This window comes from Enterobacter sp. DVT3837, from assembly GCF_056238685.1.
This window is the reverse complement of the sequence record NZ_JBWDLA010000001.1, coordinates 461,592-476,868: the sequence shown is the minus strand read 5'-3', so window position 1 is coordinate 476,868 and position 15,277 is coordinate 461,592. Positions and strand designations below refer to the sequence as shown.

Here is a 15,277-nt window from a genome sequence, read left to right as displayed (position 1 = left end):
ATATCCCCCGCTTTTTATATACAGAAATAAAAATAATATTGAACCGACAAATACGGATGCCTTGAGGTCTGCATGAACGTTAATGCGAAACCACTTTCTGAATTACGCCGGCTCGAACAGTACTTGAAATCAGCCAGTACCTCTTTTAAATGTGCCCCACAGCAATTAATTACCTCCGGCAAGTGTAGTGAGTCCCGGACGATCGTAGTACAGACCGGTATCATCGAAATCTATCGACATTCGGATGAACTGCTTGTGGGCATCGCGACAGCGCCCTTTATTTTTGGTTTGTCCGCCGTGATGATTAATTCCTGTCAGGAATATAAGGTGATAGCCAAAGCATCCTGCACGGGTTTTTATTTGCCCACTGAAACTACCCGCCAACTGCTGCAACAGAATTCCCTGTGGCAAGACGCTTTCGGTTGGTTATCCTGGATAAATTACATTCTTGGAAAACGCGATATGCAGCTGGTGGGAAATAACTCCTATCACCAGATCCGCGCCATGCTGCTGAATATGGCGGAATGGGATGAAGCGTTGCGTTCAAAAATTGGTGTGATGAATCATATTCAACAAAGTACGCGTATTTCACGCTCGGTTGTTGCAGAGGTTCTCGCAGCCCTACGGCAAGGAAACTATATCAGTATGAGCCGGGGCAAACTGGTTAGTATCAACCGTTTGCCCACGGAATATTAATATCAGTTGGACGCGGTAAGCACCTGAGCTTTATTGGCGCTCAGTTCAGCAACTAAATTATTAAGGCCGTCACTCATATTGACGAAACGCGTATGCGGAGAGCGGGTAACCACCACAAATGCGCCTACGTTTGACTGCGGGATCATCGCCATATACGTAATAAATCCACCGCCGCCGCCGGTTTTCTGAATAATACCAGGACGGCCATTTTTCGGTGCCAGATAGACCCAGCCAAGGCCGAGCGCATCGGCTTTACCCGGCACGTCCATCCCAATAACGCGGTGCAGTTGGGTACGCTGATAAATCAGGGTCTGCATACGATCGGCCTGGCTGCTGCGCGAGTAGAAATCCGATGAAAGGAACTGCTGCATCCAGCGCATCATATCGCCAGGCGTGGAGTAAACCCCGCCGCTGCCCACGGCCGCCAGCGTGTTATTACAGGGGCTAGCGCCTTTCTCTGCCACCATCAGGCGACGGCACTGGTCCGGGGACGGGGTAAAGGTGGTGTCTTTCATGCCCAGCGGGCGGGTTATCTGTTCTTCAAACAGCTGCGTGTAGGGTTTACCAGACGCCGTAGAAAGGGCGTCTGCCAGCAGGTCAAACGCCAGGTTTGAATACGAGGCCTGCGAACCCGGAGCCGCCTTCAGCGTGGCAGTGCTCAGATAGTTCCAGCGCTGGTCGCGCGTTGGCCAGACAAATACGTCACGATGCGCTGCCCCGCCTGGCTGCTCACGCGGCAGGGCGCTGGTATGGGTGGCAAGGTTCACAAGCCGGATTGGTGTGCCCTGGTAGGTCGGAACGCGCGCGCCAGGCGGAGCGTATTTGCTGAGCGGGTCGTCGAGCTTAACCACGCCCTGGTCGAGCAGTTTCACCAGCATTTCACTCGTCATCAGCTTGGTTAAGGATGCGATGCGGATAACGGAATCCAGCTGCGGGTGAACGTTATTTCCTGGGCGCGTCTCGCCAAAGCTGCGGAACACGCGCTGGTTGCCGTCGATCACGACCATCGCCATCCCGGTCGCGCCGCTGCCGTAATAGATAAGGTTCGCGTAGCGATCGGCAATATCTGAAGCCAGAACGGGCGCCGTCAGCGGTTGGGCTGCCTGGGCGGTAGAAAAGCTCACCGCACACAGCGCGGCAAAAGAGAGCAGACAACGTTTCAACGAAAAGCATCCATGAAGTGAATGAGGAAAGTAATGGGTATTTATACTACTAATCGGAACCGTGCAATGCCCCGAATTGCATAACGATAGCGAGAAAAACGTAACCATGGGTAAATATGAACAATTTACTTGCAAGCCATCTCCCATTTTGTGACATCGGGCTTATGATAGGCACCTGTATCACTCAATCTTACGGAGAACGGTATGTCTGAAAAGCGTGTGGTTATGGTTGTCGATATGCAGAACGGCGTATTTGAAACGCCTCGTCATCAGCGTGAAAAGTGTGTCTCTCTGATCAACCAGCTTACGCAGGCAGCCGACAAGGTGATTTTTATCCAGCATACCGAGGCCGGAGGGCTGGAAGAGGGAAGTGATGGGTTTGCATTGCTGCCTGAACTGCACCAGCCTGCTGATGCGCTCTATGTTACCAAGACGGCCTGCGATGCGTTTTATAACACGCCGCTTGAGGCGCTATTACGCGAGCAGGGTATTCAAGAGTTTGTCATCTGTGGTTGTGCCACGGATTACTGTGTCGATGCCACGATCAAGAACGGCGTCAGCCGGGGTTATCACATCACCGTGGCGGAAGATGCCCATACTACCGCCAATCGCCCGGCGGCAGATGCGCAGATCCTGATTAACCACCACAACGACGTCTGGCGTAACTTCATCGCGCCGGCGAATCCTCTCGCAGTGAAACGCACCGAAACAATTCTCGAAAACTGGAAAGCGAACTAATAATTAACCCTCGGGTCTGACCTTTTTGCCTGAGCCTTGAGACGGGCTCAGGCATGATTTTCGTGTGGTGATGTGTTGAACACAGCAAAAGCCATAACAACAAGAAGGAAGCATTATGTTTAAGTCTTTTTTCCCAAAGCCGGGGCCATTTTTCCTGTCGGCATTTATTTGGGCACTGATCGCCGTTATTTTCTGGCAGGCGGGCGGCGGTACCTGGCTGACGCGCATCACGGGTGCGACGGGCGATGTACCGATTAGCGCGGCGCGCTTCTGGTCGCTGAGTTTTATAGTATTTTATGCCTACTACACGTTATGTGTGGGGCTGTTTGCACTCTTCTGGTTCAAGTATTCTCCGCATCGTTGGCAGTTTTGGTCGATTTTGGGATCTGCACTGATCATTTTCGTTACCTGGTTCATGGTGGAAGTGAGCGTTGCAATTAATGCATGGTATGCACCCTTCTACGATTTGATCCAAAAAGCACTAAGCGCCCCGAATAAGGTTCCGATTGGTGAACTCTATGCCAGTCTCGTTAGTTTTACCGGCATTGCCATGATTGCAGTAACAGTGGCAGTGCTGAACAATTTCTTCGTTAGCCATTACGTTTTCCGTTGGCGTACTGCTATGAACGAGTATTACATGGCAAATTGGCAACGACTGCGGCACATTGAAGGCGCTGCACAGCGTGTACAGGAAGACACCATGCGTTTTGCCTCAACGCTGGAGGACATGGGGGTCAGCTTGCTTAATGCTGTGATGAAACTTATCGCTTTTTTACCGATTCTGATTGCACTTTCACCCCATGTACCTGAACTTCCAGTTGTTGGTCATATACCCTATGGTTTGGTTATTGCGGCACTGGTCTGGTCTCTTATGGGAACTGGGCTTCTTGCTGTGGTGGGGATCAAATTGCCGGGGTTACAATTTAAAAATCAGCGCGTGGAAGCGGCTTATCGCAAAGAACTTGTTTACGGTGAGGATGACCCATCACGAGCTGCGCCACCAACGGTAAAAGAGTTATTTCAGAACGTCCGTTTTAACTACTTTAAGCTCTACTTCCACTACATGTATTTCAACATAGCTCGTATTTTATATCTTCAGGCCGATACTGTTTTTGGAATAGTCCTGTTGTTCCCGTCAATTGTTGCAGGGACAATTACCCTGGGACTGATGACCCAAATTACCAACGTGTTTGATCAGGTTAGAAGTTCATTCCAGTACCTGATCAACTCCTGGACCACGCTGGTGGAGCTGATGTCTATTTACAAACGTCTGCGCAGCTTTGAACGTGAGCTGGACGATCGTGACCTGCAGGAAGTGACCAATACTTTTAGCTAATACAGGGAGTTGCTATGTCTTTTGCCGTACCGCGTGCGTTACCGTTGTCCTTACTGACTGCTCTCGTCCTGGTCGGATGCGCCGAAAAAGGGGCTGCTCCGCTCAAGAAGGGCGAAAAGCCGGTTGATGTGGCAAGCGTTGTACGGCAGAAAATGCCCGCCAGCGTGAAGGATCGCAATGCGTGGGCAGACGCGCTGGCAAAAACCTTTGAAAGCCAAAAGATCGCGCCGACCGAGGAGAATATTTGCTCGGTGCTGGCGGTGGCGCAGCAGGAATCAATGTACCAGTCAGACCCGGTGGTGCCGGGTCTGAACAACATTGCCTGGAAAGAGATCGACCGCCGCGCGGAATCCATGCATATCCCGGTCTTTCTTGTTCATACCGCACTTAAAATCACCTCGCCAAACGGAAAAAGCTACAGCGAACGGCTGGATACGGTGAAAACTGAAAAACAGCTCAGCGCCATCTTTGATGATTTCATCAGTATGGTCCCGATGGGGCAGAAGCTGTTTGGCTCACTGAACCCGGTACACACCGGTGGCCCGATGCAGGTGAGCATCGCGTTCGCGGAGAAGCATACCGACGGCTACCCGTGGAAAATCGACGGTACGGTGCGCCAGGAGGTCTTCTCCCTGCGCGGTGGGCTGTGGTTCGGCACGTATCATCTGCTGAACTATCCGGCGAACTACAATGAGCCGCTGTACCGTTTTGCCGATTTTAACGCGGGCTGGTATGCCAGCCGTAATGCGGCATTTCAGAGTGCGGTCAGCCGCGCAAGCGGCGTCAAGCTGGCGCTGGACGGCGATCTCATCGCTTACGGCAGCAGCGAGGCGGGCAGCACCGAGCTGGCGGTACGGAAATTATCGACAGCGCTTGGCCTGAGCAACAGCGATATTCGCCGTCAGCTTGAGAAAGGTGACAGCCTGGCCTTTGAGAAAACGGATCTGTACAAGAAAGTCTTTGCTCTTGCCGAGCAGAAGAGCGGGAAAACGTTACCGAGAGCTATTCTGCCGGGTATTCAACTGGAAAGCCCGAAGATCACGCGTAACCTGACAACCGCATGGTTCGCAAAGCGGGTGGACGATCGTCGGGCGCGTTGTATGGGGCTTTAACGGCGGCGGCGAACACGCAAAACTAACGCCACGACGCCTAAAATCATACAACCGGCGAGGAAGGGAACAAGGCCAAACAGGGTGCTGACACCAAACCCAATCTCAACTCGCGGGCGTCCGTTATCCTGTACCTGCATCAGGTGTTCATATACCCCTGGTGCATGAACCAGCATATTGAGCAGCTGGGAACCGGCCCAGAAGCAGAACAGAACAAACAGGGCATAAGCAATATTACCTGCCGTGGAGGTTTTTGGTTTGCCGCCAAAAATCGGTTTCGACAATGTAAAATCAGCCATGATGACCTCCCGAAATATCACTCTGTTCAATATGCTTCTTACAGGGGGAGTTTGACAGGTCATCGCATTTGTCAATATCAGAATCGTGGTAATTTACCCTCAGGAATTCTCCTGGATTGTCGATTTCTGCAGCACATCACAATTTCATCCCTTAAGTGAAATTGCGTCGCGTTTCAGAATTTCCGTATCCGCCACAGACCTGGCCGTAAAACTGTGAGAGGATGTCTTTTTTTTCCTGCCGGAGTTGTTATGAAGCTCACGTCCAAACTACGCCGTGACTGGCACTACTACGCCTTTGCTATCGGGCTGATCTTTATTCTTAACGGCGTCGTGGGGCTGCTGGGATTTGAAGCAAAAGGATGGCAAACCTATGCCGTCGGGCTGGTGACCTGGGTGATCAGTTTCTGGCTGGCAGGATTGATTATCCGCCGTCGTCCTGAAGAAACGACAGCGGATGAGACGGAGACGGCGAAGAGCGCCGATTAACCGTTTACGGAGCTTTTAAGGGCGCTGTCGGCGGCATGACGCTCCAGCGCCAGCTCGATCAGGCGAGTGATAAGTTCAGAGTAGCTAAGTCCGCTCGCCTGCCACAGTTTCGGATACATGCTGATATTCGTGAAACCCGGCAGCGTGTTGATTTCATTGATGACCACCTCGTTTTCCGGCGTCAGGAATACATCCACACGCGCCATACCGCTGCAGCCGAGTGTCTGATAGGCGTTAATGGCGATCGCCCGGATCTTATCGTTGATTGCGGGATCGATATTGGCAGGCACGACAACCTGAGCACCTTTGTCATCAATGTATTTGGTGTCGTAGGAGTAGAAGTCGCTGTTTAAGACCACTTCACCGCAGGTGCTCGCCTGTGGAAAATCATTGCCCAGCACGGCGCACTCAATTTCACGGCCTTTAATACCCTGCTCAACCACCACTTTATGGTCGAATTCAAACGCCAGACGGACAGCCTGTGTGAACTCTGCTTCGCTGGTGACTTTGCTGACGCCTACGGAGGAGCCCTGATTTGCCGGTTTCACAAACAGCGGCAGACCCAGCTCTCCGCTAATTTGCGCGAAGCTGTGTTTGTCGCGGTTGGCGCGAGTGAGCGTCACGAAAGGCGCTATATTCAGCCCGGCATCACGCAGCAGGCGTTTGGTGACGTCTTTGTCCATGCACGCGGCAGAGCCGAGGACGTCCGAGCCGACGAACGGCAGGTTGGCCATGCGCAACATTCCCTGCAGGGAACCATCTTCACCCAGAGTACCGTGAACGATGGGGAACACGACATCAATCTGAGCGAGAGACTGTGCATTGCCAGCGTCGATGAGTTGCCCCTTCACGACGCCGGGCACAGTGGCGACGCTAATTTCCGAAGGATTAAGGGCGATATGTGCTGGATCGTTGGCATTAAGCAGATACTGACTAGCATCGTTAACATGCCACTGGCCCTGTTTATCAATACCCAGCAGCACCACCTCGAAACGGCTTTTATCAATCGCATCAACGATATTTTTGGCCGATTGCAATGAAACCTCGTGCTCTGCTGATTTTCCCCCAAAGACAATACCTACGCGCTGCTTTGCCATCTCACTCTCTTCCAGTATGACGAAAAGCCAATAACATACCACGATGCCCTGCGGGTTTCGCGGCCTTCCGCCATAATGTTTTGGGGAATGTTGATGGGGAAGTGGGAGAGGGAAAACTCTTCTGAAGCATAAAATCCCGCCTGGAAATGGATGATTTGTGACTTATTTCACAAATATGATGACTGGGAAGATAAAACACCAAAGTCATCAAGGCCGCATCTCTGGTGCGACGTCACTATGCGTAACTTGCTAATCTGTAGGCGAATTCGCCTAAAAATGAAGACTGTTTCTTTATGGAATCATGGAAAGTTAATCTTATCTCGGTCTGGTTCGGTTGCTTCTTTACCGGGCTCGCCATCAGCCAGATCCTGCCGTTCCTGCCGCTGTATGTGTCACAGTTGGGTGTGACCTCGCACGAGGCGCTCTCCATGTGGTCTGGTCTGACGTTCAGCGTCACGTTTCTGGTCTCCGCGATTGTGTCACCAATGTGGGGCAGCCTGGCGGATCGGAAAGGCCGAAAGCTGATGCTGCTGCGCGCCTCGCTCGGGATGGCGATTGCCATTCTGCTGCAGGCCTTCGCCACCAACGTCTGGCAACTGTTTTTCCTGCGGGCGGTGATGGGGCTGACTTCCGGGTATATTCCGAATGCCATGGCGCTGGTCGCCTCGCAGGTGCCGCGAGAACGTAGCGGCTGGGCGCTGAGTACGCTTTCCACCGCACAGATTAGCGGCGTAATTGGCGGCCCGCTGCTGGGGGGCTTTCTGGCGGACCACGTCGGGCTGCGCGCCGTATTTATCATTACCGCGATCCTGCTGGTGGTCAGTTTTCTGGTCACGCTTTTTCTTATCAAAGAGGGCGGTCGTCCCGTTATCAGCAAATCTGAACGTCTGAGTGGCAAGGCTGTCTTCGCCTCTCTGCCTTACCCTGGGCTCATGATCAGCCTGTTTGTTACTACTATGGTGATCCAGCTCTGTAACGGTTCGGTCGGGCCGATTCTGGCGTTGTTTATTAAGTCGATGGAGCCAGACAGCAATAATATCGCCTTTCTCAGCGGCATGATCGCCGCCGTGCCAGGCGTATCGGCACTGATTTCTGCACCACGGTTGGGAAAACTGGGTGATAGGATCGGTACGGCGCGAATTCTGATGGCTACGCTGATTTTTGCCGTGGTGCTCTTTTTCGCGATGTCGTTTGTGACCTCTCCGCTTCAGCTTGGCGTGCTGCGATTTTTGCTCGGCTTTGCCGATGGCGCAATGCTGCCTGCGGTACAGACCTTGCTGGTCAAATATTCCAGCGACCAGGTGACAGGGCGTATTTTTGGATATAACCAGTCGTTTATGTATTTGGGTAATGTTGCCGGTCCGCTTATTGGCGCCTCTGTTTCCGCGATGGCCGGTTTTCGTTGGGTATTTGCCGCGACGGCGATTGTTGTTTTGATCAACATTATCCAGCTGGCTATTGCTCTGCGGCGCCGCAGGCACATGGCGGAGGTAAAATCGGCAAGATAATGCTTCTGTTGATGTATTGTATATTCTTATGATTGCCGCATTTTTCTATCACCCAATGCGGCATTTTTTATAGAAAAACGTTTCGCTGATAATTCCGAAACCCTATTTTTTTCGATGTCGTAACTTTTGCATAAGATAATACCTTTCTCCGCTTTGCATATTTCCCTCTTGATGTTAGTTTCAGGGGAAATCACATAAGGAAATAACACGATGAAAAATCTCATTGCTGAGTTGCTGGTCAAGCTTGCACAAAAGGAAGAGGAGTCAAAAGAACTGGTCGCCCAGGTCGAAGCTCTGGAAATTGTTGTCACCGCACTATTACGACAGATGGCTAAATCTGACCAACAGGCATTAATAGAGAGCGTCGAAGGTGCGCTGGATAAGGCAAAACCCGATACTCAGGTTCCGGTTGAGGATGCAGAGTTGCTCCAGCAATACGTAAAGAAGCTCTTGAGGCATCCTCGCAGCTAAACCGTCGCCGGACATAACGACGTGTCATAGAATTGTCATGCAGGATGCCTATAGTCGCTCTGTTTTTATTTTTATGTATTTGTACATGGAGAAAATAAATTGAAACAGAGCGCACTTTTCATCGCATTACTTCCCCTGTTTATTACCCCTGCTATTTATGCTGATACGTCCAATACTCACGTGCTGGATAATCGCGCAGCAAAAGGGGATATCACTCAGCCAGGCGGCGCACGCCGTTTATCTGAAGATCAAACAGCCGCTATTCGCGCTTCGCTGAATGAGAAACCGGCGAAAAATATCATTCTGCTTATTGGCGATGGAATGGGTGATTCCGAAATAACAGCGGCGCGAAATTATGCCGAGGGGGCAGGCGGATTTTTTAAAGGTTTCGACGCATTGCCGCTGACCGGACAATATACCCATTACTCACTGGATAAAAAAACCGGTAAACCGGATTACGTAACGGATTCGGCTGCCTCTGCTACGGCGTGGTCTACGGGGGTAAAAACCTATAATGGCGCGCTGGGTGTCGATATTCACGAAAAAGATCATCAAACCATTCTGGAAATGGCAAAAGCGGCGGGGCTGGCCACCGGCAACGTTTCTACCGCTGAACTTCAGGACGCGACGCCGGCGGCGCTGGTATCGCATGTGACTTCACGTAAGTGCTACGGCCCGTCGGTGACCAGTGAAAAATGCCCAACCAACGCCCTGGAAAAAGGGGGCAAAGGCTCGATTACTGAACAACTGCTGAATGCACGCGCTGACGTCACGCTGGGCGGTGGGGCGAAAACCTTTGCAGAAACCGCGACGGCTGGCGAATGGCAGGGTAAAACGCTGCGTGAGCAGGCACAGACTCGTGGCTATCAACTGGTGAGCGATGCAAGCGCTCTGGCAGCAATCACTGAGGCGAATCAAGACAAACCGCTGCTGGGACTGTTCTCTGATGGCAATATGCCTGTGCGCTGGGAAGGTCCAAAAGCCTCTTATCACGGCAATATTGATAAGCCTGCCGTGACCTGTACTCCTAACCCGAAACGCACTGACAGCGTGCCGACGCTGGCGGCAATGACCGATAAAGCGATCTCTCTGCTGAGCAAGAGCGAAAAAGGGTTCTTCCTGCAGGTGGAAGGCGCGTCGATCGACAAGCAAGATCATGCGGCGAATCCGTGTGGCCAGATTGGCGAAACCGTCGACCTGGACGAAGCGGTGCAGAAGGCACTCGAATTCGCGAAGAAAGACGGAAACACCCTTGTGGTGGTCACCGCGGACCATGCGCACGCCAGCCAGATCATCCCGGCAGATACCAAAGCGCCAGGCCTGACGCAGGCGCTGAACACGAAAGATGGTGCTGTAATGGTGCTGAGCTATGGCAACTCTGAAGAAGAGTCCATGGAGCACACGGGCACCCAGCTGCGTATTGCCGCCTACGGACCGCATGCGGCAAATGTGGTCGGACTGACCGATCAAACCGATCTGTTCTACACCATGAAAGCGGCACTAGGCCTTAAATGATAAAAGCCCGGCGGAATTTGTCTCTGCCGGGTGACTTTTTTCCTGTCACGGACCAGACTTACAGGGAATGTTTACAAAAGGATGGTGCAATGAAAACAACATTACTGGTTACTCTGCTCTCTGGCCTGTTCCTGATTTCATCGGCGAACGCGGAAGAGAAAACATTAACGCCTCAACAACAACGCATGACCACCTGTAACCAACAGGCCACGTCCCAGAGTCTGAAGGGGGATGCCCGTAAGACCTACATGAGCGACTGCCTTAAAAATGGCGCATCTAAACCTGCTGAAAAAAGCCTGACGCCACAGCAGCAGAAAATGCGCGACTGTAATGCGAAGGCCACTGAGCAGTCTCTGAAAGGTGACGATCGCAGTAAATTTATGAGCACCTGCCTGAAGAAAAAAGCGTAGTTCTAACGGGTGAGTGGCTCTGGCGACTCACCCGAAATTTCATACTTTCCTCGCACCCCCCCTCTCTATAATTTGGGAAAATGTTTCAGAATATTCCCAAAAATGATGAATGATGAATCCTATTACGACAAAAAATGCATTCGCGAAGAGTTGGATTTAACCCTTTCTCTGGATGCCCCTCACCGTGCTGGCATTCAGTTTGCCCGGCGAGTTCGGCTGGCGCGCGCTGTCGGGCTGGCGGCGATGTTTTTCCCTGTCGCTGGGATACTGGTTACCCATTTTTTACCCGGTGGCTGGTGGCTTTTACTGGTGGGATGGGCGTTCATCTGGCCTCATTTCGCCTGGCAGTTATCCTGTCGGGCTTCATCACCTCATCAGCAGGAAATTTTCAATCTCAAAATGGATGCCATTATCGCCGGGCTCTGGATTGGCGTGATGGGGATAAATGCGTTACCCACAACCGCGCTGGTGATGATGGTAGGGATGAATATGATGGGCTCCGGCGGCTGTCGACTCTTCATTCCGGGGATCATATTGACCCTGCTTTCCGCACTGCTGACGCTGCCCCCGGTCGGGAGAGTGGTGGTCTTTAATCCTGATCCGGTGGAGTGGGGCTTAACGCTTCCTGTGTTTGTGCTTTATCCCATGCTGTTTGCCTGGCTAAGCCATCGCACTGCCGTCAGGCTGGCTGAACATAAGCGGCGGCTGGAAATGATGAGTACACGCGATGGAATGACAGGGGTCTTTAATCGTCGACACTGGGAAATGCTGCTGCGAAACGAATTTGAGCAGTGCCGACGTCATAATGGTACGGCAACAATATTGCTGATTGATATCGACCACTTTAAAAACATCAACGATACCTGGGGGCATGATGTGGGCGATGAGGCGATCATTGCGATTACGCGTCAGTTGCAGATTTCGGTACGTTCAGGCGATGCAATAGGCCGTTTTGGTGGAGATGAATTTGCGGTGATTATGTCGCGGACAGCCGCTGACAGCGCAATCGCCGTTATGTCCCGGGTTCATGAACGGCTGGAAAAACTGTCATTACCTTGCGCGCCTGAAGAAACCCTGCGTATAAGCGTAGGTATCGCCACCTGGGGGCCACAGTTTGGGCACTATCGGGAGTGGCTCAAGGCGGCTGATGTGGCGCTGTACAAGGCAAAAAATGCCGGGCGTGGCCGCACTGAAGTGGCTGCCTGACACCCGGCTGAGACGATCAGGATTTACTCAGTTTCTCTGATTTTTCCATGCATTTTGCCACCGCTTCGATGACGGCAGCACGGAATCCGCGTTCTTCCAGTACCCGCACCGCTTCGATGGTGGTACCACCAGGGGAGCAAACCATATCTTTCAGCTCACCAGGATGTTTACCGGTTTCCAGCACCATTTTGGCAGAACCCATAACTGCCTGTGCTGCGAATTTATACGCCTGCGCACGCGGCATACCGCCCAGTACTGCGGCGTCGGCCATCGCTTCTAAGAACATGAAGACATACGCAGGGGCTGAACCGCTCACGCCGACAACCGGATGGATCATGGATTCGGCAATCACTTCCGCTTCACCGAAGCAGCGGAAAATGTTCAGGACATCAGCCACGTCTTCTGTGGTCACCAGTGCGTTTGGCGTGACGGAAGTCATGCCAGCGTTAACCAGTGAGGGGGTATTAGGCATCGCCCGGACGATTTTACGGTCATGACCCAGCGCGCGCGCCAGTTGATCCAGCGTGACGCCCGCAGCAATGGAGACGACCAGCGTCTCTTTATTCAGGCTGGAGGTGATGTCGCTCAGCACTTTGATCATGATGTTCGGCTTGACGGCGCCAAAGACGATATCGGCGACCTGGGCGACTTCCTGAGCGCTTTCGGCGGCGTTGATCCCGTATTGATCGCGCAACGCGGCGACTTTATCAGGTGACGGGGTATAAACCCAAATCTGACCCGGCAGCACCTGCCCGCTGGCGATCAGGCCGCCCAGGATGGCTTTGCCCATGTTACCGCAGCCGATAAACCCGATTTTCTTATCCATCACGACTCTCCGTCATTATGCGTTGTTTTCTCTGATTGATAGCTTAACAACGAAATGCAGGCGACAATAGTCGGCAGAGTCATTAAGGGGAGACAATATGGCGATTTGGGTTGATGCGGACGCGTGTCCGAATGTGATTAAAGAAATTTTGTTCCGTGCCGCCGAGCGTGTTCAGATGCCGCTAACGCTGGTGGCGAACCAGAATATTCGCGTCCCTCCTTCCAGATTCATTCGCGCGTTGCGGGTTCCGGCCGGGTTTGACGTGGCGGATAACGAAATTGTCCGTCTGTGTAGCGCGGAAGATCTGGTGATCACGGCGGATATCCCTCTGGCTGCTGAAGTGCTGGAGAAAGGGGCTGCGGCGCTGAACCCTCGGGGGGAGCGTTATTCACCTGCGACCATTCGGGAAAAACTCACTATGCGTGACTTTATGGATACGCTCCGCGCCAGCGGTGTGCAGACGGGTGGGCCAGACAGCTTATCCCAGCGCGATCGTCAGCAGTTTGCCGCAGAGCTGGATAAATGGTTGCTGGAAGTGAAGCGTCGCACCGCGTAATGATAACCATTGTCAATTTGTGGTACAGTATGGCCTCCTCAGGGTTGTCATCCCGTACCGCTTTGCAGTAAAGTAATCGAAACATCTTCTGCAATTATTTCTTTACACTCTTCGGCCATCCGGCATCAAGGGGAACACCTGGTTATGACCCAACCCATCTTTTTAGTTGGCCCCCGCGGCTGTGGGAAAACCACCGTTGGCCTGGAACTGGCACGCGCGTGCGATCGTCAGTTTGTGGATACTGACCACTGGTTGCAAACAGAGGCCGGAAGAACGATCGCGGACATTGTCGAACAGGAAGGATGGGACAGCTTCCGCGCACGTGAAACGGCAGCGCTGAAAGCGGTAACCACACCTTCTGCGGTTATCGCGACAGGAGGGGGCATTGTTCTGGCTGAATGTAATCGCCACTTTATGCGCGAAAAAGGGATTGTGATCTATCTCAGTGCACCTGTTTCTGCTCTGGTAGGGCGTCTGGAAGCCTTTCCGGAAGAGGGGCAACGTCCTGCACTGACCTCCAGACCGCTTAGCGAAGAGGTGAGAGAAGTGCTGGCTGAACGTGATGCGCTATACCGTGAAGCAGCCCACCACGTGGTGGATGCTTCTGCGGCTCCTGAAGATGTGGTTACCCAGATTATTACTGCTCTACGTTTGGCTTGTGCCAGCTAACCGGCGTCTATACTTATAGCTCAGACATATAAAAAAGGATGAGCTATGCCGACCAGACCTCCCTATCCGCGTGAAGCGCGCATTATTACCGTTGAAAAAGGCCATACGGGTCATACTGTTACCTGGTATCAACTGCGTGCCGATCACCCTAAACCAGACTCGCTGATCAGTGAACACGAGACTGAACAGGAAGCGCTGGATGCGAAACGGCGCTACGAAGATCCTGATATAACCTGACCGTTTTCCTAAACGCTCCAGGATCGTGCCTGAATCACACTTTTTACTCATCGAGAAAGTTAAGCAGGAGTTAATATTTAGTTATTACAAGTAACTCCGATATTGACGGTCGATCTTTACATTTCGATGTGAAGATCACCTGCTACGCTTGGTGCTGTTTTGTTGAAAAAATGAACTGTGCAGCGTAGTGAGCCTGTACCTGTGTGCACGATGTTGTAGTAATGGAAGGCGATAAAGATGAAGGCGACGTTGGCGATCCTCACCATTGGTGTGGTCCCTGTAAGCGAAGTGTTACCGCTCTTAACCGAGCATGTCTCTGAACAACAGATAACGCATCTTAGCCTGCTGGGGAAGATGAGTCGGGAAGAGGTCATGGAGGACTACGCTGTCGAGGCGGGGGAGGATCCCCTGGCGACGTTATTAAGTGACGGTAAACTGGCGCATGTTTCGCGTCAGAAAATCGAGCGCTCGCTGCAAGGGGTGATAGAAGTGCTCGATAATCAAGGTTATGACGTTATTTTGCTGATGAGTACCGCACCCATTAAAGGTCTCACGGCGCGTAATGCGATTCTGCTGGAGCCGATGCGCATCATCCCGCCGCTGGTGGCCTCAATTGTTGATGGTCATCAGGTGGGGGTCATCGTCCCGATTGAAGAGTTGATGGACAACCAGGAGGCAAAGTGGCACGTGCTTGAAAAAGTGCCCTTATATGCGCTGGCAAATCCTTTCTGGGATAGCGATGCCGCACTGATTGAGGCCGGACGTGAGTTGCTGGAGAGAGGGGCGGATGTGTTGATCCTGGACTGTCTTGGCTTCCACCAGCATCATCGCGATTTACTGCAGAAGGCGCTGGATGTGCCGGTGCTGTTATCCAATGTTCTGATGGCTCGCCTGGCTTCAGAGCTTCTGACGTAATGATTTTGCGTGACAGGTGATGAGCATGGCCCCTATAGTG

General features: G+C 52.4%; 18 protein-coding genes. 14 read left to right on the top strand and 4 right to left on the bottom strand.

Annotation, left to right across the window (positions count from 1 at the left end; all coding sequences use genetic code 11):
* The first annotated feature begins 72 nt into the window (after positions 1-72).
* Positions 73-696 carry a helix-turn-helix domain-containing protein gene (locus AC0XWG_RS02260; RefSeq protein WP_108090722.1) on the top strand — a complete coding sequence of 208 codons (624 nt, stop codon included), beginning with the start codon at positions 73-75 and terminating at the stop codon, positions 694-696.
* A 2-nt stretch (positions 697-698) separates the two neighbouring features.
* Here the strand turns inward: AC0XWG_RS02260 and ampH are convergent, their stop codons facing one another.
* Positions 699-1,859 (bottom strand): D-alanyl-D-alanine-carboxypeptidase/endopeptidase AmpH, encoded by a 1,161-nt coding sequence (gene ampH / locus AC0XWG_RS02255; RefSeq protein ID WP_028017694.1) that lies wholly within the window; start codon positions 1,857-1,859, stop codon positions 699-701.
* Between the two features lie 204 nt (positions 1,860-2,063).
* On the opposite strand from ampH, the gene AC0XWG_RS02250 reads away from it, so the two are divergent.
* From AC0XWG_RS02250 to AC0XWG_RS02240, 3 genes are all read left to right on the top strand, one after another.
* Positions 2,064-2,597 (top strand): isochorismatase family protein, encoded by a 534-nt coding sequence (locus tag AC0XWG_RS02250; protein ID WP_028017693.1) that lies wholly within the window; start codon positions 2,064-2,066, stop codon positions 2,595-2,597.
* Positions 2,598-2,712: 115 nt separating this feature from the next.
* A complete protein-coding gene (gene sbmA / locus AC0XWG_RS02245) occupies positions 2,713-3,933 on the top strand; it encodes a peptide antibiotic transporter SbmA (RefSeq protein WP_108090720.1) in 1,221 nt (406 codons plus the stop codon).
* A 14-nt stretch (positions 3,934-3,947) separates the two neighbouring features.
* Positions 3,948-5,045: a DUF1615 domain-containing protein gene (locus tag AC0XWG_RS02240; RefSeq protein WP_028017691.1), complete on the top strand. Its 1,098-nt coding sequence runs from the start codon at positions 3,948-3,950 to the stop codon at positions 5,043-5,045.
* Here the strand turns inward: AC0XWG_RS02240 and AC0XWG_RS02235 are convergent.
* Positions 5,042-5,341, bottom strand: a complete 300-nt coding sequence (locus tag AC0XWG_RS02235) for a DUF2755 family protein (RefSeq protein WP_028017690.1) — start codon at positions 5,339-5,341, stop codon at positions 5,042-5,044. The two genes, AC0XWG_RS02240 and AC0XWG_RS02235, sit on opposite strands and share 4 nt — an antisense overlap.
* A gap of 249 nt (positions 5,342-5,590) precedes the next feature.
* Here AC0XWG_RS02235 and AC0XWG_RS02230 point away from each other — a divergent pair, with 249 nt between their 5' ends.
* Entirely contained in the window at positions 5,591-5,827 is a 237-nt protein-coding gene (locus AC0XWG_RS02230; RefSeq protein ID WP_028017689.1) for a DUF2754 family protein, read from the top strand.
* On the opposite strand, the gene ddlA is transcribed toward AC0XWG_RS02230, so the two are convergent.
* Complete coding sequence (gene ddlA, locus AC0XWG_RS02225; protein WP_128348495.1) at positions 5,824-6,924, bottom strand: D-alanine--D-alanine ligase; 1,101 nt, start codon at positions 6,922-6,924, stop codon at positions 5,824-5,826. The genes AC0XWG_RS02230 and ddlA overlap by 4 nt on opposite strands.
* 293 nt (positions 6,925-7,217) lie before the next feature.
* On the opposite strand from ddlA, the gene AC0XWG_RS02220 reads away from it, so the two are divergent.
* The 5 genes from AC0XWG_RS02220 (at position 7,218) to adrA (ending at position 12,034) form a co-directional block, all read left to right on the top strand.
* The gene (locus AC0XWG_RS02220) at positions 7,218-8,432 is read left to right on the top strand and encodes a multidrug efflux MFS transporter (RefSeq protein ID WP_028017687.1); all 1,215 of its coding nucleotides are present in this window, start codon (positions 7,218-7,220) and stop codon (positions 8,430-8,432) included.
* A 210-nt stretch (positions 8,433-8,642) separates the two neighbouring features.
* Complete coding sequence (gene iraP / locus AC0XWG_RS02215; RefSeq protein WP_049007514.1) at positions 8,643-8,903, top strand: anti-adapter protein IraP; 261 nt, start codon at positions 8,643-8,645, stop codon at positions 8,901-8,903.
* Positions 8,904-9,002: 99 nt separating this feature from the next.
* On the top strand, positions 9,003-10,418 hold the full coding sequence (gene phoA / locus AC0XWG_RS02210; protein ID WP_475680333.1) for an alkaline phosphatase: 1,416 nt from the start codon (positions 9,003-9,005) through the stop codon (positions 10,416-10,418).
* An 89-nt stretch (positions 10,419-10,507) separates the two neighbouring features.
* Positions 10,508-10,828: a phosphate starvation-inducible protein PsiF gene (gene psiF / locus AC0XWG_RS02205; RefSeq protein ID WP_028017684.1), complete on the top strand. Its 321-nt coding sequence runs from the start codon at positions 10,508-10,510 to the stop codon at positions 10,826-10,828.
* 102 nt (positions 10,829-10,930) lie between these two features.
* Entirely contained in the window at positions 10,931-12,034 is a 1,104-nt protein-coding gene (gene adrA, locus AC0XWG_RS02200; protein ID WP_475680332.1) for a diguanylate cyclase AdrA, read from the top strand.
* 16 nt (positions 12,035-12,050) lie between these two features.
* Here the strand turns inward: adrA and proC are convergent, their stop codons facing one another.
* Positions 12,051-12,860: a pyrroline-5-carboxylate reductase gene (gene proC / locus AC0XWG_RS02195; RefSeq protein WP_475680331.1), complete on the bottom strand. Its 810-nt coding sequence runs from the start codon at positions 12,858-12,860 to the stop codon at positions 12,051-12,053.
* 97 nt (positions 12,861-12,957) lie between these two features.
* Here proC and AC0XWG_RS02190 point away from each other — a divergent pair, with 97 nt between their 5' ends.
* The 4 genes from AC0XWG_RS02190 (at position 12,958) to AC0XWG_RS02175 (ending at position 15,237) form a co-directional block, all read left to right on the top strand.
* Positions 12,958-13,416, top strand: a complete 459-nt coding sequence (locus AC0XWG_RS02190) for a YaiI/YqxD family protein (RefSeq protein ID WP_014830847.1) — start codon at positions 12,958-12,960, stop codon at positions 13,414-13,416.
* A 144-nt stretch (positions 13,417-13,560) separates the two neighbouring features.
* Complete coding sequence (aroL, locus tag AC0XWG_RS02185; protein WP_028017681.1) at positions 13,561-14,085, top strand: shikimate kinase AroL; 525 nt, start codon at positions 13,561-13,563, stop codon at positions 14,083-14,085.
* Positions 14,086-14,130: 45 nt separating this feature from the next.
* A complete protein-coding gene (yaiA, locus tag AC0XWG_RS02180; RefSeq protein ID WP_028017680.1) occupies positions 14,131-14,322 on the top strand; it encodes a protein YaiA in 192 nt (63 codons plus the stop codon).
* Between the two features lie 237 nt (positions 14,323-14,559).
* Positions 14,560-15,237 carry an AroM family protein gene (locus tag AC0XWG_RS02175; protein ID WP_028017679.1) on the top strand — a complete coding sequence of 226 codons (678 nt, stop codon included), beginning with the start codon at positions 14,560-14,562 and terminating at the stop codon, positions 15,235-15,237.
* Positions 15,238-15,277: the final 40 nt, after the last annotated feature.